Source organism: Bradyrhizobium sp. Leo78, assembly GCF_059512425.1.
In genome coordinates this window covers 46,312-69,831 of the sequence record NZ_JCAMOT010000019.1, presented here as the reverse complement: position 1 = coordinate 69,831, position 23,520 = coordinate 46,312, and the positions used below count along the sequence as shown (strand labels likewise).

Sequence of the window (23,520 nt, the reverse complement as noted above, 5' to 3'; positions counted from 1 at the left end):
CGATGCTTCAGTTGAGATGGCGTTGAAACGGATTTGATGCCGCACGGGTTCCCTGAAATCGTGCGGCATCGTGACGTGCAACCTTGTGAGTCAGATCAGCCGGCGGCCTTCGCTTCGCGGCGGCGGGCAGTGAGGATGAATTCGGTGTAGCCGTTCGGCTGCTCACGGCCCTTGAAGATCAGGTCGCAGGCGGCCTTGAAGGCGACGCCGTCGAAGGAGGGCGCCATCGGCCTGTAGAGCGGATCGCCCTTGTTCTGGCCGTCGACGACCACAGCCATGCGCTTCAGCGACTCCATCACCTGATCCCTGGTGATGACGCCCTGGTGCAGCCAGTTCGCCAGATGCTGGCTCGAGATGCGCAAGGTGGCGCGGTCTTCCATCAGGCCTACGTCGTGAATGTCGGGCACCTTGGAGCAGCCGACGCCTTGGTCGATCCAGCGCACGACATAGCCCAGGATGCCCTGGCAGTTGTTGTCGATCTCCTGCTTCACGTCATCGGGCGCCCAGTTCGACTGCGACACCGGAATGGTGAGGATATCGGAGAGCTTTGCGCGCGGGCCGCCCTTGGCCAGCTCCTGCTGGCGCGCGATCACGTTGACCTGGTGATAGTGCAGCGCGTGCAGCGTCGCGGCGGTCGGCGAGGGCACCCAGGCGGTGGTGGCGCCGGCCTGCGGATGGCCGATCTTCTGCGCCAGCATGTCGGCCATCTTGTCGGGCGCCGCCCACATGCCCTTGCCGATCTGCGCATGGCCGGGCAGGCCGTCGACGAGGCCGGTGTCGACATTCCAATCCTCATAGGCCTTGATCCAGGGCTGCGCCTTCATGTCGTTTTTGCGGATCATCGGACCCGCTTCCATCGAGGTGTGGATCTCGTCGCCGGTGCGGTCGAGGAAGCCGGTGTTGATGAACATCACGCGCTTGGCCGCATTCTGGATGCAGGCCTTGAGGTTGACGGTGGTGCGGCGCTCCTCGTCCATGATGCCGACCTTGAGCGTGTTCTCCGGCAGCGAAAGCAGTTTCTCGACCTCGCCGAACAATTCGCAGGTCAGCGCGATTTCGTCGGGGCCGTGCATCTTCGGCTTGACGATATAGACTGAGCCGGTGCGGCTGTTCTTGATCTTCGACTTGCCCTTGAGATCATGGATAGCGAGCAGGCCGGAGACAGCGGCATCGAGGATCCCTTCCGGAATTTCCTCGCCCTTTGCATCGAGCACGGCGTCGGTGAACATGTGATGGCCGACATTGCGCATCAGCAGCAGGCTGCGGCCGTGTAGCGTGAGATCCTTGCCGTCGGGCGTCTTGTAGACGCGGTCGGCATTGAGCGAGCGCGTCAACGTCTTGCCGCCCTTCTCGAAATCGGCCGATAGCGTGCCGGTCATCAGACCAAGCGTGTTGCGATAGACCAGCACCTTGTCCTCGGCATCGACAGCCGCGACGCTGTCTTCCATGTCGAGGATGGTGGAGACCGCCGCCTCCAGGATCATGTCGGCGACCCCTGCCGGATCGTCCTTGCCGATCGGATGATTGCGGTCGATCGTGACGTCGATGTGCAGGCCGTTGTTGACGAGCAGCACGGCGCTCGGCGCGGCCGCATCGCCCTGATAGCCCGCGAACTGCGCGGCTGACTTCAGTGCGGTGGTGCTGCCGTTCTTCAGCTTCACCGCGAGCTTGCCGCCGCTGACGCTGTAGGAGGTGACGTCAGTGTGGCTTCCGGTCGCGAGCGGCGCGGCCGAATCCAGGAACGCTTTGGCCTTCGCGATCACCTTGTCGCCGCGCGCCTTGTTGTAGCCCCGGCCAGCTTCGCTCGGGTCGTGCGGGATCGCGTCGGTGCCGTAGAAGGCGTCATAGAGGCTGCCCCAGCGCGCATTCGCCGCATTCAGCGCATAGCGCGCATTGGTCAGGGGCACCACGAGCTGCGGACCGCAGATCTTGCCGATCTCTTCGTCGACATTGGCGGTCTCGACCTGCCTGGTCGGCGGCTCCGGGAGCAGATAGCCGATTTCCTTCAGGAAAGCGGTATAGGCGTCGATGTCGAACGCCTTGCCCTTGTGCGCGCGGTGCCAATCGTCGATCTTGGCCTGCAGCGTGTCGCGGAAGGCAAGCAATTCGCGGTTTTTCGGCCCCAGTTTTGCGATGATGGCGGCAAGCCCGGCCCAGAAGGCGTCGGGCGCGATCCCGGTATTGGGGGTCGCCTCCTTGGCGATGAAATCGAACAGGACAGGGGCGATCTTCAATCCGTGGGCTTCGACACGCGTCATGTTGGGCTTTCCAAGAGAAATGGCGGCTGCGGACTGTTTTCGGAACGAAAACAGCAAAAAACACGCCAAAAGGCGGGCGGTTCAACGCCCTTTTAACGCTAAAGCCGCGGCCATGAGAAGGCCCCCTGCGGGGCTTGGTGTCCTACCAAAGGAGCGGGCCAGGCCGCCTAAAACATGATGCGATGGGATGGGTAGGCGTCGCGTCGCAGGTGCCCACCTCTCCCCGACGGGGAGAGGTGGATTTGCGCAGCAAATCGGGTGAGGGGCCGCAGCTCTAACGAGGGACCGTAACCCCTCACCCGGCGCTTCGCGCCGACCTCTCCCGTTGGGAGAGGTGGGAGTTTGTGGTCACCACCGAATACAAGCAATAAAGCATCCCGCTCTAAATATTCGCGGCGAGGTCGGCGACTTCCTCGAACAGGATGCCGGTCTGGGCCAGCATCCTTTCGATCTCGTCGACGGCGTCGGCGACTGTCCGGCGCGAGGTATCGATCGTCAGTTCGTTGCCCGCCGGCGGCTCGTAATCATTGGTGATGCCGGTGAAGGAGGGCAGGCCGCCGGCGCGGGCCTTGGCGTAATGGCCCTTGGGATCGCGACTTTCGCAGATTTCCGCAGGCGTCGCGACATAGATCTCGCGGAACGCGCTGTCGGCGATGCGGCGCGCCGCAGCTCGGTCGGAGGCTGCGGGTGAGACCGCGGCGACGATCGCGATATGGCCGTTACGCGCAAGATGCGTCGCGATCTCCGCGAGACGGCGGATGTTTTCGCTGCGATCGGCGTGCGAGAAGCCGAGGTCGCTGTTGAGGCCGGCCCGCAAGGTGTCGCCATCGAGCAGGATCGGCGAGCCGCCATTGGTGAACAACCGCCGCTCAAGCGCAAGCGCCAATGTCGATTTGCCGGAGCCGGGCAGCCCCGTGAACCAGAGCACGGCGCCGCCGTGACGATAGCGGGCCGAACGCTCGTCGGCGCGCAACGCCGACTCCACCGGCACGATGTCGACCGGCACCGCGCGCTGGCCGGCGTCGACCGACAGCACCAAGCCGCCGCCGGCGATGCGCCCGTTCACCTCGATCACCAGGCGCCCGGTCCGCGGGCTTTCATGATAGGGATCGGCGGCAATCGGCTGCGCCAATGAGATGTCGATCTCGCCGACATGGTTGCGTGCGATCGAGTTGGTTTCCTCGTTGGAGAGCGCGCCGGGATCGACCGCCTTGTCGATCGCGACCACGCTCGCGCGGGTCTCGCGGGTGCCGAGCCGGATCAGGATCTGGTCGCCCTTCGACAATGGCTTGTCGTGCAGCCAGAAGATCCGGGCATGGATACGGCGGGTGTCGCGCGGGCTCTGGCCGACATGGCCGATGACGTCGCCGCGCTCGATGAACAGCTCGCGGTCGAGCGTGATGCCGACCGAGCGGCCGGCCGTTTGCGGCCCTTGAAGCGGCGTGACCGGCCAGCTCTCGACCGTCTTGATCCTGGCGATCTTGCCGGCCGGCATGATCACGATCTCGTCGCCGGCCTTCAGGCTGCCGGATTCGATGCGGCCGGCGACGATGCGGCGGTCGTCGAATTTGTAGATCGCCTGCACCGGCAGCCGCAGCGGCAAGGTTTCCGCCGGCCGTGCCGGCTCCAGTTCGTCCAGCGCCTCGACGACACTCGGCCCCTTGTACCAGGCGATCCGCGCCGTGTGCTCGGCGACGCCATCGCCGTCGCGCGCGGAGATCGGGATCACCGCCGATGGCTTCACGCCAAGACCGGTCAGGTGCGCCGATATCTCGTCGCTGATTTCGCCGAAGCGCTCGGCACTGAAATCGACCCGATCCATCTTGTTGACGACGACCGCGACCTGCTTGATGCCGAGCAGATGCAGCAGATAGCCGTGCCGCCGAGTCTGGTCGCGCACGCCTTCGAGCGCGTCGATGATCAGCACGGCGCCGTCGGCCTGCGAGGCGCCGGTGATCATGTTGCGGAGGAATTCGGCGTGGCCGGGCGCGTCGATCAGCACGACGTCGCGCGAGCGGGTACGGAAGCGGATCTGCGTGGTGTCGATGGTGATGCCCTGGTCGCGCTCGGTCTGCAGCGCATCCAACAGGAACGACCATTCGAACGGCATGCCGCGCCGCGCGCTGACGGCTTTCAGCATTTCGAGCTTGCCGTCGGGCAGGCTGCCGGTCTCGTGCAGGAGGCGGCCGACCAGGGTGGATTTGCCATGATCGACATGGCCGACGATGACGATACGGACTTGCGGACGCGTGGTGCCGTTCGGTGTCGCGGAGATCGCGCTGGGAAGAACCATGTTCATCGAAAACGCCTTAAGCTCGCTTCTCAGAGATAACCGGCGACACGCAGCCGCTCGAACGCATCCTCGGTCTCGTGATCGAGTGCGCGGCCCGCGCGTTCCGGCACCTTGGTGTCTTCGAGCTCGGCCAGGATCTCATCGATGTTTGACGCGGTCGACGCAACGGGGAAGGTGATGTCGGCATCACCAAGCGAACGATAGCGTTTGCCGTCCTTCGCCAGATAAAGCGGGATGATCGGGATGTTCTCGCGCCTTGTGTAGGCCCAGATGTCGGCCTCGGTCCAATGCAGGATCGGGTGGATGCGCAAATGCGCGCCCTGCGGCGGGGAGGCGTTGAAATGATCCCAGAACTCCGGCGGCTGGTCGCGCACGTCCCATTCGCCCTCCAGGCCACGCGGCGAGAACACGCGCTCCTTGGCGCGCGTCGCCTCTTCGTCGCGGCGGATGCCGGCGATCAATCCGTCAAAGCCGTGTTTGACCAGCGCGAGCTTCAGGCCCTCAGTCTTGCGTGCAGCGGAGCGCGCCGCGGGCGGCAGCGTGGGATCGACACTATCGATCGGCGGGCAGGGTTCGACGCGGAGGTCGAGATCCCATTCCTTCGCGTAGCGATCGCGGAAGGCATACATCTCCGGAAATTTCTTGCCGGTATCGACATGCATGGCAGGAAAGGGCACGCGGCCGAAGAAGGCCTTGCGCGCGAGCCAGATCATCACGTTGGAGTCCTTGCCCAGCGACCAGAGCAGCGCGAGCTTCTTCAGCCGCGCGAACGCCTCGCGCAGAATGTAGATGCTTTGCGCCTCGAGCTCGTCGAGATGATCCATGGAAGGCGCTGTCGCGGGTTCTTCGACGAGGATTTTCCGCGGCACCTTTATTCCCTCTTTGGGCTCGGAAGCGCGCAAGCGTGCTTTGCCGGATTCATTGTCGAGAAGATGCATCTCTGTGCCTTGGCCTTTGGAGGCGAAAATTCTATAGTTGCGATGCAATAGAGAAGAAATAAATTTCTCTTTGCGGGCGCTTGCCGACACATATATAGAATAAAATTCCAGTCAACCCATAAGTTGGAGAAGCGAGTGGCGCATGCGGTTCTTGCCGGTGTTCCTGGATCTGCAAACGGGCGTGGTGCTGCTGGTCGGCGCCGGCGATCTCGTGCGCGCGAAGCTGCGTCTGCTCGCGGCCGCCGGCGCGCGCGTCCGCTGGTTTGCGACTGACGGCAATCATGATGTGAGCGGGATCGATGCGACGCGCATCGAACTCGCAACGGGCGATCCACTCGCCGCTGATCTCAGCGGCGTCATCGCGGTGCTCTGCGCGGGCGCCGGCGATGTCGGTGTTGCGCTGGCGGCGCGCGCGAGGGCTGTCGGCCTGCCCGTCAATGTGATGGACGATCTCGAGCATTCCACCTTCATCTTCCCGGCGATCGTCGATCGCGGCGATGTCGTGGTCGCCGTCGGCACCGGCGGCGCCTCGCCGGTGGTGGCGCGCCGCGTGCGCGAGCGGATCGAGGCGGTGCTGCCGGCCCGCATCGGCGATCTCGCATCCTTCATCGGCCAATTCCGCAAATCCATACACGCGCGCATCGGCGAATTCGCGCTGCGTCGCCGCTTCTGGGAGCGCATTGTCGACGGTCCGATCGGCGCGCTGGTGCTGGCCGGTCGGAGAGACGAAGCCGAGAAGGCGTTGCAGCAGATTTCCGATCCCTCCGCCTTTGCCGGCGCGACAGCGCTCGGCAAGGCCAAGGGCCATGTGACGCTGGTCGGTGCCGGACCTGGCGATCCGGATCTTCTCACCATCAAGGCGCTGCGCGCGCTGCAGGACGCCGACGTCGTGTTCTACGACGAATTGGTGTCATCAGAGATTCTTGACCGCGTGCGCCGCGACGCCTCGCGCATTCCGGTCGGCCGCCGCGTCGGCAAACCCGGCATCGGCCAGGACGCGATCAACAAACTGATGATCGAGGCCGCGAAATCAGGACAGCGCGCGGTGCGGCTGAAGGGCGGCGATCCCTTCATCTTCGGTCGGGGCGGCGAAGAGATCGAAGCGCTGCGCCAGGCAGGCGTCGCCTATTCGGTGATCCCCGGCATCACGGCGGGCTTAGGTGCCGCCGCGCAATTCGAGGCGCCGCTGACCTTCCGCCACGAGGCGCTGCGCATCACCTTCCTCACCGCGCACAAGGCGCGTGACGCCGAGACTATCGACTGGTCGGCGCTAACAGACAAGAAGATGACTGTCGTGGTCTATATGGGCATGACCGCCGCGCCGACGATCCGCGCCGGCCTGTTGGCCGCTGGCCGCTCGCCACAAACGCCGGTCGGCGTGTTCGCGCGGGTGACGCGGCCGGATGCCAAGGCCGCGGTCGGAACGCTCGAACATCTGCCGTCGCTGGTCGAGAAGATCGATGGCGGCCCCGCCATCCTGGTCATCGGCGACGTCGTCTCCCACTCTGCGCCCTGGCGCCATGCCAATCTCAACCAAGTGATCTCGGACCTTTTGGAAGCTGCCGAATGACCTCTCCGCTTGAACAGAAGAAAATCAGAATTACCGGGCCTTCGGTAGTGACCGCCAACCGCACTCATGACGGCGTGGTGATCTATCGCACCCCGCAGCATGGCTGGTCATCGCGGCTTGCGGACGCCGCCATCGTGCGCACCTCCGACGATGCGCGGGCGCTGCTTGCCGAAGCGGTGGCCGATGATGTCGGCGCGATCGGTGCCTACATCGCGCCGGTCGCAATCAAGGACAATGGAGAGATTGCGCCCGGCAATCTCCGCGAACATATCCGGTCGGAAGGCCTCACCATCGAGCTTCCGGTTCCGGCTTAAGGTGCTCCCTCATGTACGCATATGACGAACTCGATCGCACGCTCCTTCACGAACGTGTCGAAGAATTCCGCGACCAGGTGAAGCGCCGGCTTTCCGGCGAACTCACCGAGGACGAATTCAAGATTCTGCGATTGCAGAACGGCGTGTACCTGCAGCTTCACGCCTATATGTTCCGCGTCGCGATCCCCTATGGCACGCTGTCAACAAAGCAATTGCGCGCCCTTGCCCATGTCGCGCGCCGCTACGACCGCGGCTATGGACATTTCACGACGCGGCAGAACATCCAGTTCAACTGGATCAAGCTCGCTGAGCTGCCGGACGCGCTCGCCGATCTTGCCGAGGTCGGCATCCACGCCATGCAGACCTCCGGCAACAACATGCGCAACGTCACCTCCGACCAGTGGGCGGGGGTTGCGCCCGGCGAGGTCGAGGATCCCCGTATCTGGTCGGAGCTGCTGCGGCAGCACACCACGCTGCATCCGGAATTCTCGTTCCTGCCGCGCAAGTTCAAGATCGCGATCACCGCCTCCGAGCACGATCGCGCCGCGATCAAGATCCACGATATCGGCCTGCGGCTGCACAAGAACGCCGATGGCGAGACCGGCTTCGAGGTGCTGGTGGGCGGCGGGCTCGGCCGCACGCCGTTCATCGCCAAGACCATCAAGCCGTTCGTGCACGGCCGCGACATCCTGAGCTATGTCGAGGCGATCCTGCGCGTCTACAACCAGTACGGCCGCCGCGACAACATCTACAAGGCGCGCATCAAGATCCTCGTGCACGAGCTAGGCATCGAGAAGTTCGGCAAGGAAGTCGAGGAAGAGTGGCAGCAATTGCGCGACAGCGCGCTGACGCTCGATGATGGTGCGATCGAGGAAGTGCGCTCGCGCTTTTCCTATCCGGCCTACGAGAAGCTGCCGCACATGCCCGACGAGCTGAAGCAGGCGGCGCATGATCCGCTGTTCGAGCGCTGGCGCAAGAATTCGGTGTTTCCGCACAAGGTGCAGGGCTATTCGATCGTGACGCTGTCGCTGAAGCCGGTCGGCGGTCCGCCCGGCGATGCCACCGCCGAACAGATGGATGTGATCGCCGATCTCGCCGACCGCTATTCCTTCGGCGAGATCCGCGTCGGCCATGAGCAGAACCTGGCGCTGCCGCATGTCGCCAAGCGGGATCTGCCGGCGCTGTGGAAGGCGCTCGACAAGGCCGGGCTCGCGACCCCGAACGTGAACCTGGTCTCCGACATCATCGCCTGCCCAGGGCTCGACTACTGCTCTCTGGCGAATGCGCGCTCGATCCCGATCGCGCAGGAATTGACGCGGCGTTTTGCCAATCACGACACCGCAGGCCTGATCGGCCGGCTGCACATCAATATCTCCGGCTGCATCAACGCCTGCGGCCATCACCATGTCGGCCATATCGGCATCCTCGGTGTCGAGAAGAACGGCGAGGAATTTTATCAGATTACGATCGGCGGCCGCGCCGACGAGGGCGCCGCGCTCGGTACGCTGATCGGCCCTTCGGTGCCTTACGCCGAGGTCGCCGACGTGGTCGAGGACATCGTCGAGGCCTATCTGGCGCTGCGCTATTCCCCCGATGAACTCTTCATCGACACGGTCAAGCGGCTCGGCGTCGAACCTTTCAAGGAGCGGGTCTATGCCACTCGTTAAGAACGGAAAAATCGCAACCGACATCTACGCCCATGTCGCCGATGGCGCCGAGATCCCGGCTGATGGCGCAATCCTGGTGCCGGCGGCGCGCTTCCTTGACGATCCCGAGGCGCTGCTGCGCCGGCCCGGCAAGGTCGGCGTGGTCTGGCCGAACAACCGCGATCTCGACGAGCTCGTGCCCTATCTCGACCGGCTCGCCGCGGTCGCGCTGGTGTTTCCGTCGTTCCGCGACGGCCGCGCCTATAGCCAGGCGCGGCTGCTTCGTGAGCGCTATCGCTTCCAGGGCGAATTGCGCGCCACCGGCCAGGTGCTGCGCGACCAGTTCGTGTTCATGCTGCGCGCCGGCTTCGACGCACTCGACGTGAAGAAGGAAAAGGATGCGGACGCCTTCGCGGAGACGGTGAAACGCTACACCGTATTCTACCAGCCGACCGGCGACGGCCGCACCACCGCGCTGAGCCGCCGCACGCAATTGCGTCATTCCGAAAGCGCCAGCCCATGAACGCGCTGGCGCCAGAGATGTCGATCGAGGCGCTGTCGGCGCTGCCGTCGGTACAGGAGCTCAATCGCGTCCTGCGCGCGGCGACGCCGTTCGAGGTCATCGAGTCCGCGCTGAAGACGGTCGGCCGCGAGCGCCTTGCGCTGGTCTCGTCCTTCGGCACGGAATCGGCGGCGCTGCTCAAGGTGATGGCCGACGTCGATCCGGCCATCCCCGTGATCTTCCTCGATACCGGTTGGCTGTTTGCGGAAACGCTTGCTTATCGCGACACGCTGATCGACACGCTTGGTCTGACCGATGTTCGCTCGATCAAGCCGCTCGAGGAGACGCTTCACCGCGACGATCCCGAGCGCGATCTCTGGTTCTCCGATCCCGACGCCTGCTGCCGCATCCGCAAGGTCGAGCCGCTGACGCGCGCGCTGGCGCCGTTCGCCGCCTGGCTCAACGGGCGCAAACGCTTTCAGGGCGGCGCCCGCGCCGACATCCCCGTGGTCGAGGAAGACGGCGTGCGCCTGAAATTCAATCCCTTCGCCAACGCGACACGCGAAGAGATCGAGGCGATCTACCGCGACGGCAAGCTGCCGCCGCATCCGCTGATTGCCTCCGGATATATGTCGGTCGGCTGCATGCCCTGCACCAGCCGCACCGCGCCCGATGAGGATGCGCGCGCCGGCCGCTGGCGTGGTCGTGCCAAGACAGAATGCGGCATTCATACGATGAAGACTTCTTAGGACAATGACGCTGCCACGCCGCGAACAATGAAATGCGGTTCCGTTGACTAAAGCGCTCTTCGCCGTGAGTTATGTTCCACGTGCTCCGGTGTTGCTTCATCCGCTTTGAATGGAGATAGAGATGGTCCGTCGTATCCTGCCGCTCGTCGCGGGTTTGCTGTGGGCGGGTTCGGCTTTCGCCGCCGATTACTCGCTGCTCAACGTGTCCTACGATCCGACGCGTGAGCTCTATGCTGATTTCAACAAGGCGTTTGCCGCGGCCTATCAGAAGGAGACCGGCAAGAGCGTCGAGATCAAGCAGTCGCATGGCGGCTCCGGCTCGCAGGCGCGCGCCGTGATCGACGGCCTGCAGGCCGACGTGGTCACGCTCGCGCTCGCCTACGACGTCGACGCGGTCGCGGCCAAAGGCCTGATCGCGCCGGACTGGCAGAAGCGTCTGCCGCAGAATGCCGCACCCTACACCTCGACCATCGTGTTCCTGGTGCGCAAGGGCAATCCCAAAGGCATCAAGGATTGGGACGATCTGATCAAGCCAGGCGTTGCCGTCATCACGCCGAACCCGAAGACCTCGGGCGGCGCTCGCTGGAATTATCTCGCCGCCTGGGGCTATGCACAGAAGAAGTTCGGCTCGGCCGACAAGGCCAAGAAGTTCGTCGCCGATCTCTACCAGAACGTACCGGTGCTCGACACCGGCGCGCGTGGCTCGACCGTTACCTTTGTCGAGCGCGGCGTCGGCGACGTGCTGCTTGCCTGGGAAAACGAGGCGTTTCTGGCGCAGCGCGAGTTCGGCAAGGACAAGTTCGAGATCGTCTCGCCGCCGCTGTCGATCCTCGCCGAGCCGCCACTCGCGGTCGTCGATGCGATCGCGGACAAGAAGGGCACCAGGACGGTTGCCGAGGCCTATCTGAAGTATTGGTATACCAGGGAAGGCCAGGAAATCGCCGCGCGTAATTCTTACCGTCCGCGCGATCCGGAGATTGCCAAGGAGTACGAGAAATCCTTCGCCAAGGTTGAACTTTTCACCATTGACGACGTTTTCGGTGGTTGGACCAAGGCGCAGAAGGAGCACTTCGCCGAGGGCGGCATCTTCGACCAGATCTACAAGAATTGATCTGGCCGGGCCCGTGGGGGCGGAAGCAGGGGGATAGGTGAGCACAGCGGTTGCACGGCGCAGCACTTTGCCGGGGTTCGGTCTCACCATGGGACTGACCCTGACATGGCTCTCCGTTATCGTCCTGATTCCGCTCGCCGGTCTCTTTCTCAAGACGTTTGAGCTGAGTTTCGATCAGTTCTGGGGCATCGTCACCAGCCGCCGCACCCTGAGCGCGCTGAAGATTTCGTTTGGGCTTTCGTTTGCCGCGGCTTGCGTCAATCTGGTGATGGGCACGGTCATCGTCTGGGCGCTGGTGCGCTACCGCTTTCCGGGACGGCGGCTGTTCGATGCGATCGTCGATATCCCCTTCGCGCTGCCGACCGCGGTTGCCGGCGTCGCGCTGACCCAGCTCTTTGCACAGAAGGGCTGGTTGGGGGCGCCGCTTGCCGAACTGGGCATCAAGGTCGCGTTCACGCCGATCGGCATTTTCGTTGCCATGGTCTTCATCGGCATTCCCTTCGTGGTGCGGACGGTGCAGCCGGTGCTGATCGATCTCGATCCGGAGATCGAGGAGGCCGCGGCAAGCCTCGGCGCCAACCGCTGGCACACGGTGTTTCGCGTGATCCTGCCGAGCCTGATCCCGGCGCTCTTGACCGGCTTTGCGCTCGCCTTTGCCCGCGCCGTCGGCGAATATGGCTCGGTCATCTTCATCGCCGGCAATCTGCCGAATGTCTCCGAGATCGCGCCATTGTTGATCGTGATCCGGCTCTCCGAATTTCGCTATGCGGATGCCACCGCGATCGCGGTGGTCATGCTGCTGGCTTCATTCATCATCATCTTCGCGGTCAATCGCCTGCAGCGCTGGGCGCAGACCCGCATTCCCACCCACTAGAGGGCCGGATCGATGTCGCTGCAATCGAACCTGGCTTCCTCCACCACGCAGTTGCGAGCCTATGCCCCGAAGACCGACCTCAATGTCGCCTCGCCGCCCTCGCAGCGGGAGAAGGTGCGCCCGCACACGGCGGCCTCGAAGCGGGATCTGCGCACCGAGCCCCGGCCGATCCGCTTCCTGATCGTCGCGCTGGCGCTGCTCTTCCTCACCGTATTCGTGGTGCTGCCGTTGGTCGTGGTGTTCGCGTCGGCGTTTTCGCGCGGCATCTCGGCCTATTTCGCGGCGCTCAGCGAGCCGGAGGCGCTCTCGGCGATCCAGTTGACGCTTCTGATCGCGGCGATCTCCGTCAGCCTCAACCTGATCTTCGGCGTGATCGCGGCCTGGGCGATCTCGAAATTCGATTTCGCCGGCAAGACTTTTCTGATCACGCTGATCGACCTGCCGTTCTCGGTCAGTCCCGTGATCTCGGGCCTGGTCTTCGTGCTCTTGTTCGGCGCACAGGGCTTCTTCGGGACCTGGCTGCAGGCGCACAATATCCACATCCTGTTCGCGGTGCCCGGCATTGCGCTCGCCACCATCTTCGTGACCTTCCCCTTCGTCGCACGCGCGCTGATTCCATTGATGCAGGAGCAGGGCACGCAGGAGGAGGAAGCCGCGATCTCGCTGGGCGCGTCAGGATTGCAGACCTTCTTCCGCGTCACCTTGCCCAATATCAAATGGGGCCTGCTCTACGGCGTCCTGTTGTGTAACGCGCGCGCGATGGGCGAGTTCGGCGCGGTGTCGGTGGTCTCGGGTCATATCCGGGGCGAGACCAATACCATGCCGCTGCTGGTCGAAATCCTTTATAATGAATATCAGTTCGTGGCGTCGTTCGCGATCGCGTCGCTGCTTGCGATGCTGGCGTTGATCACGCTGGTCGTGAAGACGATCCTCGAACGGCGTCTGGACGAAGGGCAGATTGTCAGTGACGATTGAAGTCAAGAATATCGTAAAGAAGTTCGGCGATTTCGCAGCGCTCGACACTGTCAGCCTGAAGGTCGGCGACGGCGAGCTGTTGGCGCTGCTCGGGCCATCCGGCTCCGGCAAGACCACGCTGCTGCGGATCATTGCCGGCCTCGACTGGCCCGAGGCGGGCGAAGTCACGATCGACGGCGAGGACGCGCTGGGCCGCGGCGCCAGCGAGCGCCATGTCGGCTTCGTGTTCCAGCACTATGCGCTGTTCCGTCACATGACGGTGTTCGAGAACGTCGCCTTTGGCCTCCGCGTGCAGCCGCGCGCGATCCGCAAGGACGAGAAGGCGATCCGCGCCCGCGTCAAGGAGCTGCTCGATCTGGTGCAGCTCGACTGGCTGTCGGATCGCTATCCGAGCCAGCTATCCGGTGGCCAGCGCCAGCGCATCGCGCTCGCCCGTGCGCTCGCGATCGAGCCGCGCATCCTGTTGCTCGACGAGCCCTTCGGCGCGCTCGATGCCAAGGTGCGCAAGGAGCTCAGGCAATGGCTGCGCTCGCTGCATCAGGAGATCCACGTCACCTCGATCTTCGTCACCCATGACCAGGAAGAGGCGCTCGAGGTCGCCAACCGCGTGGTCGTCATGGACAAAGGCCGCATCGAGCAGATCGGCACCCCTGGCGAGGTTTATGACAATCCGGCGACGGCCTTCGTCCACGGCTTCATCGGCGAATCCATCGTGCTGCCGGTCGATGTCAGCGACGGCGCGGTCCGGCTCGGCGGCAGGCCGCTCAACATCGCCGCCAATGGTGCGGCGCCCGGCGCGTCCAAATTGTTCGTGCGCCGCCATGACATGCAGATCGGCCCGGCGGGAGGCGGATCGCTGGAAGGGGCGGTGCGCCACGTCCGCTCCTTCGGCCCGATCCAGCGTGCCGAGGTCGCGCTTGCCGACAGCGAAGGCAAGACCGTGATCGAGATCGATGCGCCGCGCGACCGGGAACTGCAGGCCGGCGAAATCATCTCGCTGGAACCCCGCCGCTACCGTATTTTCGCGGCTCACGAATAGCTGCCGTAGCCCGGGTGAAGCGGAGCGCAACCCGGGATTCGCATCCACGCGCGAAAAGGCCCAGGATTACGCTTCGCTCCATCCGGGCTACAGGATCTCGCGGACCGCCATCGCCGCGGCAAAAAAACGCCCCCCGTTCACCATTCAGCCACGGTTGGTATGCAACAACGGCGGACCAACCTTGGGGGAATCCTTTCAGTGAAACGGACGACCGTCGCCCTCTTTGGGCTTCTGGTGCTGGGCGGCTGCGCGGCAGACACTCCACTTCCGGAACAGCCGGCCATGTATGTCAACATGGCTGCACCCGGCGCCGTCCTGGACACCCAGGCCGCCGCGACCATGATCTCGCAATATCGCCAGAACAACGGCCTCGGCGCCGTGGTGGTGGACCCTGCGCTCGTCAAGCTCGCCGAGCAGCAGTCGCAGGCCATGGCGGCGCGCAACAAGATGGACCATGACGTGAAGGCCCCGCTCGGCAAACGGCTGGAAGGCTCCGGCTATCCGGCGACGGTGGCGGTCGAAAACGTGTCCGCCGGCTATCATACGCTGGCGGAAGCGTTTTCCGGCTGGCGCGATTCGCCTCCACACAAGGCCAATATGCTCAAGGGCGGTGTCACAAAATTGGGCATTGCCGCGAGCTATGCGCCGAACACCAAGTACAAGGTGTTCTGGACGCTCATTCTCGCGTCAACCTAACTCCGCGTGATCGTCACGCCGGATCAGGCCGATTGACGCGGTCGCGAACTGCGGCCACGGTGGGCGCCATTATACACCACTGATTGACGGTCGCGATGGATACTTCAGATCCTCCGCCCGCCACGACGCCCGCGCAGGCGCAGCGCGTATTGGTCCTGCAGGGCGGCGGCGCCCTTGGCTCATATCAGGCCGGAGCATTTCAGGCGCTCTGTCGCGCCGGCTTCGAGCCTGACTGGGTTGCCGGAATCTCGATCGGCGCCGTCAATGCCGCGATCATCGCCGGCAACGAGCCCGACAAGCAGGTGCCGCGCTTAAAGGAATTCTGGGAGATGGTGTCGCGTCCGGTATCCTGGAATCCGATAGCGCCCGGCGACCGCGCCCGCACTTTGTTCAACGAGACCAGCGCCGCCATCATCGCGACATTCGGCGTGCCGGGCTTCTTTGCGCCGCGGATTCCGCCTGCGCCGTTCTGGCCCATGGGCAGCGCGCAGTCGCAAAGCTATTACGACACCGCGCCCCTGAAGAAGACGCTGGAGCGGCTGGTCGATTTCGACCGCATCAACGACCTGAAGACCCGGCTTTCGGTCGGCGCCGTCGGCGTGACCTCCGGCAATTTCAGGTATTTCGACAATTACGAGTTCAAGAAGCTCGGCAAGAAGATCGGCCCCGAGCACATCATGGCCTCCGGCGCGCTGCCGCCGGGCTTTCCGGCGGTCCTGATCGAAGGCGAGCATTATTGGGATGGCGGAATCGCCTCCAACACCCCGCTCGACTTCGTGCTTGATGAGGAGACCCGCCGCGATCTCCTGATCTTCCAGGTCGATCTGTTCAGCGCCCGCGGACCGTTGCCGAATTCGCTATTGGAGGCGGCCGAGCGTGAAAAGGACATCCGCTTTTCCAGCCGCACGCGGATGAACACCGACAAGAACAGGCAGATCCACAATGCGCGCATGGCGGTGCGTGATCTCATCGGCAAGCTGCCGGATTATCTGAAGAACGATCCCTCCGTTGAATTGCTGCGGCAGGCCTCCAAGGAGAACACCGTCACGGTGGTGCACCTGATCTACCGCAGCAAGAACTACGAGACCTCGTCGAAGGATTACGACTTCTCCCATGTCGCCATGGTCGAGCATTGGGAGGCGGGCGTCCGCGACGTTCATTTGTCGATGCGTCACAAAGAATGGCTAGAACGGCCGCAGTCCGGGGAAACCATGGTGACCTACGATCTCACGGGGGACGTCGATCCGTTCCCCGCAAAGAAGGAGTGAAGCAGATATGGCTACGTTGACAGGCAAGACCGCTGTCGTGACCGGCTCGACCAGCGGCATCGGATTGGCGATTGCGCGTAAATTCGCCAGCGCGGGGGCCAATGTCGTCATCAACGGCATGGGCGTGCCGGCCGATATCGAGCGCGAGCGCTCCGGCATCGAGACCGATTTCAAGGTCAAGGCCGCCTATTCGCCGGCCGACATGACCAAGCCCGCCGAGATCGCCGAAATGATCGCGCTCGGCGAAAAAACCTTCGGCTCGGTCGACATCCTCGTCAACAATGCCGGCATCCAGTTCGTCTCTCCGATCGAGGAATTTCCGATCGAGAAGTGGGATGCGATCATCGCGATCAACCTGTCGTCGGCGTTTCATGGCATCCGCGCCGCGGTGCCGGGGATGAAGAAGCGCGGCTGGGGCCGCATCATCAACACCGCCTCCGCGCATTCGCTGGTCGCCTCGCCCTTCAAGTCGGCCTATGTCTCGGCCAAGCACGGCATCGCGGGCCTCACCAAGACGGTGGCACTCGAGCTTGCGACCTTCAAGATCACCTGCAACTGCATCAGCCCCGGCTATGTCTGGACGCCGCTGGTCGAGCACCAGATTCCGGAGACCATGAAGGCGCGCAATATGACCAAGGAGCAGGTCATCAAGGACGTGCTGCTCGAGGCCCAGCCGACCAAGGAATTCGTAACCGCCGACCAGGTCGGCGCGCTCGCACTGTTCCTCTGCAGCGACGACGCCGCGCAGATCACCGGCTCCAACTACTCCATCGATGGCGGCTGGACCGCGGAGTAGGGCGCTTTGGTTCGGCGCGTACCTGTATGCCCCGCGATGACGGGGCATACAGTATCCGGCGGCCTCTCGGCTCAAGCACAACCGCCTCTGGAATACTGGATCGTCAGGTCAAGCCGGACGATGACAGCGGAGAGCTGTTTGAAATTTGAATCAGAACCCATCCCGCGTCATTGCGAGCAGCTGGCCGTCTAGAGCATTTTCGGTTCTGATGGAATCAGAACCGGAGCTCTAGATTCTAATTTTGACGCGTTTTCTTCACGCGAACCGGTGTCCACTTCGCTCGAAAACGCGCTAACCCGCGCCGACGGCTTTCTTGCGCCAGGCGAGATGGACGGCGCAGGTGCAACCGGGTGGGTGTGAGGTGACGTCGTTGGCGGGCGTGGCGACCGGTGCGGGCGCGGGCGTTGGCTGCTTCGCGTTCTGCGAGGGGATGTAGTTCAGCACGGGCGCGAGCCAGCGTTCGATCTCACCGACCGCCATGTCCTTGCGCGCGGCATAGTCCTCGACTTGGTCGCGCTCGATCTTGCCGACGCCGAAATAGAAGCTTTCGGGATGGCTGAAATAGAGGCCGGAAACCGAGGAGCCCGGCCACATCGCAAAGCTCTCCGTCAGCTTCACGCCGGCCGTGTTCTCGGCGTCAAGCAGCGCGAACAGCGTCGCCTTCTCGGTGTGGTCGGGCTGCGCGGGATAGCCGGGCGCCGGGCGGATGCCCTGATATTTCTCCAGGATCAACTCGTCCGACGAGAACGTCTCGTCGGGCGCATAACCCCAGAACTCCTTGCGCACGCGCTGGTGCATGCGCTCGGCGAAAGCTTCGGCGAGGCGATCGGCCAGCGCCTTGCACAGGATCGAGGAATAATCGTCATTGGCGTTCTTGAAGCGGTCGGCGACCGCGTCCTCGCCGATGCCCGCGGTGACGACGAACCCGCCGATATAGTCAGGTACGCCCGACGATACTGGCGCGATGAAGTCCGAAAGCGCGGCGTTGAAGCGGCCTTCGCGCTTCTCGAGCTGCTGGCGCAGCGTGTGGAAGGTCGCGATCTTCTTCTTGCGCGTCTCGTCGGCATAGACGGCGATGTCGTCGCCTTCGGCATTGGCGGGCCAGAAGCCGATGGTGGCGCGCGCCGTGAACCATTTCTCCGCGATGATGCGCTCAAGCATCTTCTGCGCATCATCATAGAGCGAGCGCGCGACCTCGCCGACCTTCGGATCGTCGAGGATGGCCGGGAAGCGCCCGGTCAATTCCCATGTCTGGAAGAACGGCGTCCAGTCGATGTATTTTGCCAGTTCCGCCAGATCGTAGGCATCGAAGCTCTTGATGCCGAAGAAGGCCGGCTGCTTCGGCGGCGTCTTGGCGAAATCGATCTTGACGCCATTGGCGCGGGCATCCGCAAGCTTCAGCCGTTTCTTGTCCTGCTGCGCTCGGAAATGTGCCGCGGAGATCTTTGCGTATTCGGCGCGGATATCGGCGGCATAGGCCTCGCGCTTCTCGGGCGAGAGCAGCGAGGAGGCGACGCCGACCGCGCGGCTGGCGTCATTGACGTGGACGACTGGTCCGCCCGGATAGTTCGGATCGATCTTCACGGCGGTATGGACGCGGCTGGTGGTGGCGCCGCCGATCAGGAGCGGCAGGTTCAGGCCCTCGCGCTCCAGCTCGCCGGCGAGAAAGCTCATCTCGTCGAGCGAGGGCGTGATCAGGCCGGAGAGGCCGATGATATCAGCGCCTTCGGCCTTCGCGGTCTCGATGATCTTTGCCGCCGGCACCATCACGCCGAGGTCGATGACCTCGAAATTGTTACATTGCAGCACGATGCCGACGATGTTCTTGCCGATGTCGTGGACGTCGCCCTTCACGGTGGCGAGCACGATCTTGCCAGCGGCATTGCGGCCGTCGCCGGCCACGCCATTGGCGAGGTTGCGGGCCTTTTCCTCCTCCATGAATGGCATCAGATAAGCGACCGCCTGCTTCATCACGCGCGCGGACTTCACCACCTGCGGCAGGAACATCTTGCCGTCGCCGAAGAGGTCGCCGACCACGTTCATGCCGGCCATCAAGGGACCCTCGATGACGTCGAGCGGACGGGAGGATGCCTGTCGCGCCTCCTCGGTATCTTGCTCGATGAATTCGGTGATGCCGTGCACCAGTGCGTGGCTGAGCCGCTTCTCGACCGGCCATTCGCGCCAGGCGAGATCGGCTTCCTTGCTCTGCTTCTCCTTGCCGCGGAATTTTTCGGCGAGCGCCAGCAGTCGCTCGGAAGCGCCGGGATCGCGGTTGAGGATGACGTCCTCGCACACCTGCCGCAGTTCGGGATCGATGTCGTCATAGACGATCATCTGCCCGGCATTGACGATGCCCATGTCCATGCCGGCCTTGATGGCGTGATACAGGAACACCGAATGCATCGCCTCGCGTACCGGCTCGTTGCCGCGGAACGAGAACGAGAGATTGGAGACGCCGCCGGAAATATGCGCGCCGGGCAGGTTCTGGCGGATCCAGCGCGTGGCCTCGATGAAATCGACGCCGTAATTGTTGTGCTCCTCGATCCCGGTCGCGATCGCGAAGATGTTCGGATCGAAGATGATGTCCTCGGCCGGGAAATCGAGCCGGTTCACCAGGATGTCGTAGGCCCGCTTGCAGATCTCGGTCTTGCGGGCGAACGTGTCGGCTTGTCCCGTCTCGTCGAACGCCATCACCACGACGGCTGCGCCATGACGCTTGGCGATCGTGGCCTCGTGGATGAACTTCTCCTCGCCCTCCTTCATCGAGATCGAGTTCACCACAGGCTTGCCCTGGATGCATTTCAGCCCGGCCTCGATCACGGCGAATTTCGAGGAATCGACCATGACAGGCACGCGGGCGATATCGGGCTCGGCGGCGACCAGGTTGAGGAACGTCACCATCGCCTTCTCGGAATCCAGAAGGCCCTCGTCCATGTTGACGTCGATGATCTGCGCGCCATTCTCGACCTGGTCACGCGCCACCTGCAGCGCGGCCGTGTAGTCGCCCGCGGTGATCAGCTTGCGGAAGCGCGCCGATCCCGTCACGTTGGTGCGTTCGCCGATGTTCACGAAAGGAATGGCGTCGGTCAGCGCGAACGGCTCGAGGCCCGATAGCCGGAGGCGCGGCGCGATCTCAGGAACAATGCGCGGCTTGTGCGGCGCAACCGCCGCGGCAATAGCGGCGATATGGTCCGGCGTGGTGCCGCAGCAGCCGCCGACGATGTTGACGAGGCCTGCTGCTGCGAACTCGCCGATCAGCCGCGCCATATAGTCCGGCGTCTCGTCGTACTGCCCGAATTCGTTGGGCAGGCCGGCATTCGGATAGGCGCAGATGAGCGTATCGGCGACGCGGCCGATGTCTGCGATGTGGCTGCGCAGGTCCTCCGCGCCGAGCGCGCAGTTGAAGCCGATGGTGATCGGCTTGGCGTGCCGCACCGAATTCCAGAACGCTTCCGGCAACTGCCCCGAAAGCAGGCGGCCGGATTTGTCGGTGATGGTGCCCGAGATCATCACGGGCACGTCGATGCCGCGCTCTTCCGTAATCTCGGAGATCGCATAGAGCGCCGCCTTGGCATTCAGCGTGTCGAAGATGGTTTCGACCAGCAGCAGGTCGGCGCCGCCGTCGAGCAGGCCGTTGATCTGCTCGCCATAGGCCTTGCGCAGATCGTCGAACGTCACCGCGCGGTAGCCGGGATTGGAGACGTCGGGCGAGATCGAGGCGGTGCGGTTGGTGGGCCCCAGGGCGCCTGCCACGAAACGCGGCCTGCCATCCTCCGCACTGACCTTCTCGGCCGCGGCGCGCGCGAGCCTGGCGCCCTCGCGGTTGAGCTCATAGGCGAGGTCCGACATGTCGTAGTCGGCCTGCGCGATCGAGGTCGAGGAGAAGGTGTTGGTCGCAACTATGTCGGCGCCGGCGCGCAGATAGGCGGCGTGGATGTCCTCGATCGCCTGCGCTTGCGTCAGGATCAGGACGTCGTTGTTGCCCCTGATGTCGCGGTGGAAATCCTTGAAGCGCTCGCCACGGAAGGCGGCCTCGTCGAATTGCAGGCCCTGGATCATGGTGCCCATGGCGCCGTCAAGCACGAGGATGCGCTCGCGCGCGGCGGCGATGAGGGCGGTACGCTTGGGAGAGACGGGTACGGTCATTTGATCAGGCAGCTTTCTTCAAGCAGCTTTTTTCAAGCGGCTTTCTTGGCGCCGTTCGGACGGATGCCGAGCAGATGGCTGATCGCGAACACGAGATCGGCGCGGTTCATGGTGTAGAAATGGAAGGTGTCGACGCCGTGTTTTGCGAGCTTCTGCACCTGGCCGGCGGCAACCGTAGCTGCCACCAGTTTGCGGGTCTCGGCATCGTCATCGAGGCCTTCGAATTTCGCGGCAAACCAGTCCGGCACCGTGGTGCCGGCGCGGGTGACGAAATTGCGGGCCTGCTTGAAATTATGCATCGGCATAATGCCCGGCACGATCGGGATCTCGATGCCGCGCGCCCGCACCCGGTCGAGGTAGCGGAAGTAGAGATCGTTGTCGAAGAACACCTGGGTGATCGCGCGCGTCGCGCCGGCATCGACCTTGGCCTTCAGCGTATCGATATCGGCATCGAAGTTCGCGCTCTCCGGATGTTTTTCTGGATAGGCCGAGACCGACACCTCGATATCGGGATGACGCTTCTTGATGCCGGCGACCAGCTCCGGCGAGCTCTGGTAGCCGTCCGGATGGGTGTAATAGGGCGTGCCGATGCCGCCCGGCGGGTCGCCGCGCAGCGCCACGATGTGGCGGACGCCGACCTCGTGATAGCGGTCGACAATCTCGTCGATCTCGCCGCGGGAGGCGCTTACGCAGGTCAGATGCGCGGCCGGCAACAGCCTGGTTTCATTCAGGATGCGCGCGATAGTCGAGTGGGTGCGCTCGCGGGTCGATCCGCCGGCGCCATAGGTCACCGAGACGAAGGTGGGCGACAGCGGCGCAAGCCGGTTGATCGTGTCCCACAGGTTCCGCTCCATCTCCTCGGTCTTCGGCGGGAAGAACTCGAAGGAAATGGCGGGAGTCCTGAACGGCGGGGCAGCAACCTCGGTCATGGCTCTCACAAGCTCCACGGAACAATCGGCGACAGGCTGGGCGGTCGAGCAGGTAAGATAAGGCAAAGCGGGTCGCCCAAACAGCCCATCGATAATGGGATTTTGCCCACTTTTAATGAATCTGCTGGCTCTCGATGGCAACCTAAATTCGTAATGGGCAAGAGTATGAGTTTCGCGGCTTATCGCGAAAATCCGGAAATTATAGCCGTATTCTGTAGTTCATGGGGAAGTCAGTTCTCTCCTCCGGTGTGGGCAGGGGTGAATTATTGCGGATTAACGATATTTTGTCCCACTCTCGAGCGGCTTCAGGTTCAAAGTGTCGCGGAGCTGATCTGCACGCGGAGGGGCTTTGTGGTTTCAATGTGTCGCCCTAGCTTGCTGCGATGATCCCGCTTTCCGTCCTGGACCTTTCGGTCGTCACCACAGCCACAAAGCCCGCCGCGGCGCTGCGCAACAGCATCGATCTGGCGCGCCACGTCGATGGGCTCGGCTATATCAGGTACTGGCTCGCCGAGCACCACAACCTTGCCTCCGTCGCGAGCCCCGCGCCGGATCTGATGATTGGGCAGATCGCTGCCGTGACCAAGAACATCCGCGTCGGCTCCGGCGGCGTAATGCTGCCCAACCATGCGCCGCTGGTGGTTGCCGAGCGCTTCAAGATGCTGGAGGCGCTGTTCCCCGGTCGCATCGATCTGGGCCTCGGGCGGGCGCCCGGCACCGACGGCGCCACCGCCTATGCGCTGCGGAGCCGGCTCGACCGCCGCGAGGGCGATGATTTCCTGGAGCGGCTGCATGAACTGACGCTGTGGGAGACGCGGGATTTCCCGCCCGGCCATCCCTTCAACAATGTGGTGGCGATGCCCGACGATTCGCCGCTGCCGCCGATCTGGCTGCTCGGTTCCAGCGGCTATTCGTCCGAGCTCGCCGCGCAGGTCGGCATGGGCTTCGGCTTCGCGCATCATTTCGCGACCCATGACGCGGTTGATCCGATGACAAACTACCGCGCGCATTTCAAGCCGTCGCCCTGGCGCCAGACGCCATATGCGATCCTCGCAGTGGCGGCGGTGGCGGCCGAGACCGATGAAGAGGCGGAAAAGCTGGCGCTGTCGATGGACCTCAACCGCCTGCGCCGGGACCGCGGCCAGTATCTGCCGCTGCCGAGCGTCGAGGAGGCGCTGGCCTATCCCTATACGGACGCCGAGCGCGCTTCCATCACGCGGAACCGCGCGCGTTTCTTCGTCGGCAGCCCGGCGACGGTGATGGCAAAATTGCAGCCGCTGATCGCGGCCACCGAGGCGGATGAGCTGATGATCATCACCGCGGTGTTCGATCACGAGGCGCGGAAGAAGTCATACAGCCTGCTGGCGGACGCGTTCGGGCGTGGGAAGAAGGAGGCCGCCTGACCTTACACGCCGT

Annotated in this window: 18 protein-coding genes; 13 read left to right on the top strand and 5 right to left on the bottom strand. The window is 63.8% G+C overall.

Going from position 1 to position 23,520, the window contains the following annotated elements; translation table 11 throughout:
• Positions 1–95 precede the first annotated feature (95 nt).
• From AC5ZG1_RS23275 to cysD, 3 genes are all read right to left on the bottom strand, one after another.
• Positions 96–2,258: a malate synthase G gene (locus tag AC5ZG1_RS23275; protein WP_496134180.1), complete on the bottom strand. Its 2,163-nt coding sequence runs from the start codon at positions 2,256–2,258 to the stop codon at positions 96–98.
• A gap of 382 nt (positions 2,259–2,640) precedes the next feature.
• On the bottom strand, positions 2,641–4,557 hold the full coding sequence (gene cysC / locus AC5ZG1_RS23270; RefSeq protein WP_496134179.1) for an adenylyl-sulfate kinase: 1,917 nt from the start codon (positions 4,555–4,557) through the stop codon (positions 2,641–2,643).
• A 23-nt stretch (positions 4,558–4,580) separates the two neighbouring features.
• Positions 4,581–5,375, bottom strand: a complete 795-nt coding sequence (gene cysD, locus AC5ZG1_RS23265; protein ID WP_027579256.1) for a sulfate adenylyltransferase subunit CysD — start codon at positions 5,373–5,375, stop codon at positions 4,581–4,583.
• 256 nt (positions 5,376–5,631) lie between these two features.
• Between cysD and cysG the strand changes: the two genes are divergently transcribed.
• The 12 genes from cysG (at position 5,632) to AC5ZG1_RS23205 (ending at position 17,029) form a co-directional block, all read left to right on the top strand.
• Entirely contained in the window at positions 5,632–7,059 is a 1,428-nt protein-coding gene (gene cysG, locus AC5ZG1_RS23260; RefSeq protein WP_496134178.1) for a siroheme synthase CysG, read from the top strand.
• Positions 7,056–7,373: a DUF2849 domain-containing protein gene (locus AC5ZG1_RS23255; RefSeq protein WP_028165075.1), complete on the top strand. Its 318-nt coding sequence runs from the start codon at positions 7,056–7,058 to the stop codon at positions 7,371–7,373. The genes cysG and AC5ZG1_RS23255 overlap by 4 nt, the downstream gene beginning before the upstream one ends.
• Before the next feature lie 11 nt (positions 7,374–7,384).
• On the top strand, positions 7,385–9,040 hold the full coding sequence (locus AC5ZG1_RS23250) for a nitrite/sulfite reductase (RefSeq protein WP_496134177.1): 1,656 nt from the start codon (positions 7,385–7,387) through the stop codon (positions 9,038–9,040).
• Positions 9,027–9,542: a DUF934 domain-containing protein gene (locus AC5ZG1_RS23245; protein ID WP_130228905.1), complete on the top strand. Its 516-nt coding sequence runs from the start codon at positions 9,027–9,029 to the stop codon at positions 9,540–9,542. Before AC5ZG1_RS23250 ends, AC5ZG1_RS23245 begins: the two co-directional genes overlap by 14 nt.
• Positions 9,539–10,270, top strand: coding sequence for a phosphoadenylyl-sulfate reductase (locus AC5ZG1_RS23240; protein ID WP_028165078.1), 732 nt, complete (start codon positions 9,539–9,541; stop codon positions 10,268–10,270). Before AC5ZG1_RS23245 ends, AC5ZG1_RS23240 begins: the two co-directional genes overlap by 4 nt.
• Positions 10,271–10,391: 121 nt before the next feature.
• Positions 10,392–11,381: a sulfate ABC transporter substrate-binding protein gene (locus AC5ZG1_RS23235; RefSeq protein WP_496134176.1), complete on the top strand. Its 990-nt coding sequence runs from the start codon at positions 10,392–10,394 to the stop codon at positions 11,379–11,381.
• A gap of 67 nt (positions 11,382–11,448) precedes the next feature.
• Entirely contained in the window at positions 11,449–12,255 is an 807-nt protein-coding gene (gene cysT / locus AC5ZG1_RS23230) for a sulfate ABC transporter permease subunit CysT (protein WP_165435475.1), read from the top strand.
• A gap of 12 nt (positions 12,256–12,267) precedes the next feature.
• Entirely contained in the window at positions 12,268–13,230 is a 963-nt protein-coding gene (cysW, locus tag AC5ZG1_RS23225) for a sulfate ABC transporter permease subunit CysW (RefSeq protein WP_496134175.1), read from the top strand.
• On the top strand, positions 13,220–14,269 hold the full coding sequence (locus AC5ZG1_RS23220) for a sulfate/molybdate ABC transporter ATP-binding protein (protein WP_130228900.1): 1,050 nt from the start codon (positions 13,220–13,222) through the stop codon (positions 14,267–14,269). The genes cysW and AC5ZG1_RS23220 overlap by 11 nt, the downstream gene beginning before the upstream one ends.
• 198 nt (positions 14,270–14,467) lie before the next feature.
• Positions 14,468–14,965, top strand: coding sequence for a CAP domain-containing protein (locus AC5ZG1_RS23215; RefSeq protein WP_130228899.1), 498 nt, complete (start codon positions 14,468–14,470; stop codon positions 14,963–14,965).
• A gap of 95 nt (positions 14,966–15,060) precedes the next feature.
• A complete protein-coding gene (locus tag AC5ZG1_RS23210; RefSeq protein ID WP_456643557.1) occupies positions 15,061–16,233 on the top strand; it encodes a DUF3734 domain-containing protein in 1,173 nt (390 codons plus the stop codon).
• Between the two features lie 7 nt (positions 16,234–16,240).
• Positions 16,241–17,029, top strand: a complete 789-nt coding sequence (locus AC5ZG1_RS23205; protein WP_130228898.1) for a 3-hydroxybutyrate dehydrogenase — start codon at positions 16,241–16,243, stop codon at positions 17,027–17,029.
• Positions 17,030–17,320: 291 nt separating this feature from the next.
• On the opposite strand, the gene metH is transcribed toward AC5ZG1_RS23205, so the two are convergent.
• Positions 17,321–21,175 (bottom strand): methionine synthase, encoded by a 3,855-nt coding sequence (gene metH, locus AC5ZG1_RS23200; RefSeq protein ID WP_496134174.1) that lies wholly within the window; start codon positions 21,173–21,175, stop codon positions 17,321–17,323.
• 32 nt (positions 21,176–21,207) lie between these two features.
• A complete protein-coding gene (gene metF / locus AC5ZG1_RS23195; RefSeq protein WP_208824138.1) occupies positions 21,208–22,104 on the bottom strand; it encodes a methylenetetrahydrofolate reductase [NAD(P)H] in 897 nt (298 codons plus the stop codon).
• Between the two features lie 383 nt (positions 22,105–22,487).
• On the opposite strand from metF, the gene AC5ZG1_RS23190 reads away from it, so the two are divergent.
• Entirely contained in the window at positions 22,488–23,507 is a 1,020-nt protein-coding gene (locus AC5ZG1_RS23190) for an LLM class flavin-dependent oxidoreductase (protein ID WP_496134173.1), read from the top strand.
• The last annotated feature ends 13 nt before the right edge of the window (positions 23,508–23,520 follow it).

What these genes read in the sequence shown, in the direction of transcription:
- AC5ZG1_RS23275 (WP_496134180.1), bottom strand. Translation starts at nt 2,258, where the DNA reads ATGACGCGTGTCGAAGCCCACGGATTGAAGATCGCCCCTGTCCTGTTC.
- cysC (WP_496134179.1), bottom strand. Translation starts at nt 4,557, where the DNA reads ATGAACATGGTTCTTCCCAGCGCGATCTCCGCGACACCGAACGGCACC.
- cysD (WP_027579256.1), bottom strand. Translation starts at nt 5,375, where the DNA reads ATGGATCATCTCGACGAGCTCGAGGCGCAAAGCATCTACATTCTGCGC.
- cysG (WP_496134178.1), top strand. Translation starts at nt 5,632, where the DNA reads ATGCGGTTCTTGCCGGTGTTCCTGGATCTGCAAACGGGCGTGGTGCTG.
- AC5ZG1_RS23255 (WP_028165075.1), top strand. Translation starts at nt 7,056, where the DNA reads ATGACCTCTCCGCTTGAACAGAAGAAAATCAGAATTACCGGGCCTTCG.
- AC5ZG1_RS23250 (WP_496134177.1), top strand. Translation starts at nt 7,385, where the DNA reads ATGTACGCATATGACGAACTCGATCGCACGCTCCTTCACGAACGTGTC.
- AC5ZG1_RS23245 (WP_130228905.1), top strand. Translation starts at nt 9,027, where the DNA reads ATGCCACTCGTTAAGAACGGAAAAATCGCAACCGACATCTACGCCCAT.
- AC5ZG1_RS23240 (WP_028165078.1), top strand. Translation starts at nt 9,539, where the DNA reads ATGAACGCGCTGGCGCCAGAGATGTCGATCGAGGCGCTGTCGGCGCTG.
- AC5ZG1_RS23235 (WP_496134176.1), top strand. Translation starts at nt 10,392, where the DNA reads ATGGTCCGTCGTATCCTGCCGCTCGTCGCGGGTTTGCTGTGGGCGGGT.
- cysW (WP_496134175.1), top strand. Translation starts at nt 12,268, where the DNA reads ATGTCGCTGCAATCGAACCTGGCTTCCTCCACCACGCAGTTGCGAGCC.
- AC5ZG1_RS23210 (WP_456643557.1), top strand. Translation starts at nt 15,061, where the DNA reads ATGGATACTTCAGATCCTCCGCCCGCCACGACGCCCGCGCAGGCGCAG.
- AC5ZG1_RS23205 (WP_130228898.1), top strand. Translation starts at nt 16,241, where the DNA reads ATGGCTACGTTGACAGGCAAGACCGCTGTCGTGACCGGCTCGACCAGC.
- metH (WP_496134174.1), bottom strand. Translation starts at nt 21,175, where the DNA reads ATGACCGTACCCGTCTCTCCCAAGCGTACCGCCCTCATCGCCGCCGCG.
- metF (WP_208824138.1), bottom strand. Translation starts at nt 22,104, where the DNA reads ATGACCGAGGTTGCTGCCCCGCCGTTCAGGACTCCCGCCATTTCCTTC.
- AC5ZG1_RS23190 (WP_496134173.1), top strand. Translation starts at nt 22,488, where the DNA reads ATGATCCCGCTTTCCGTCCTGGACCTTTCGGTCGTCACCACAGCCACA.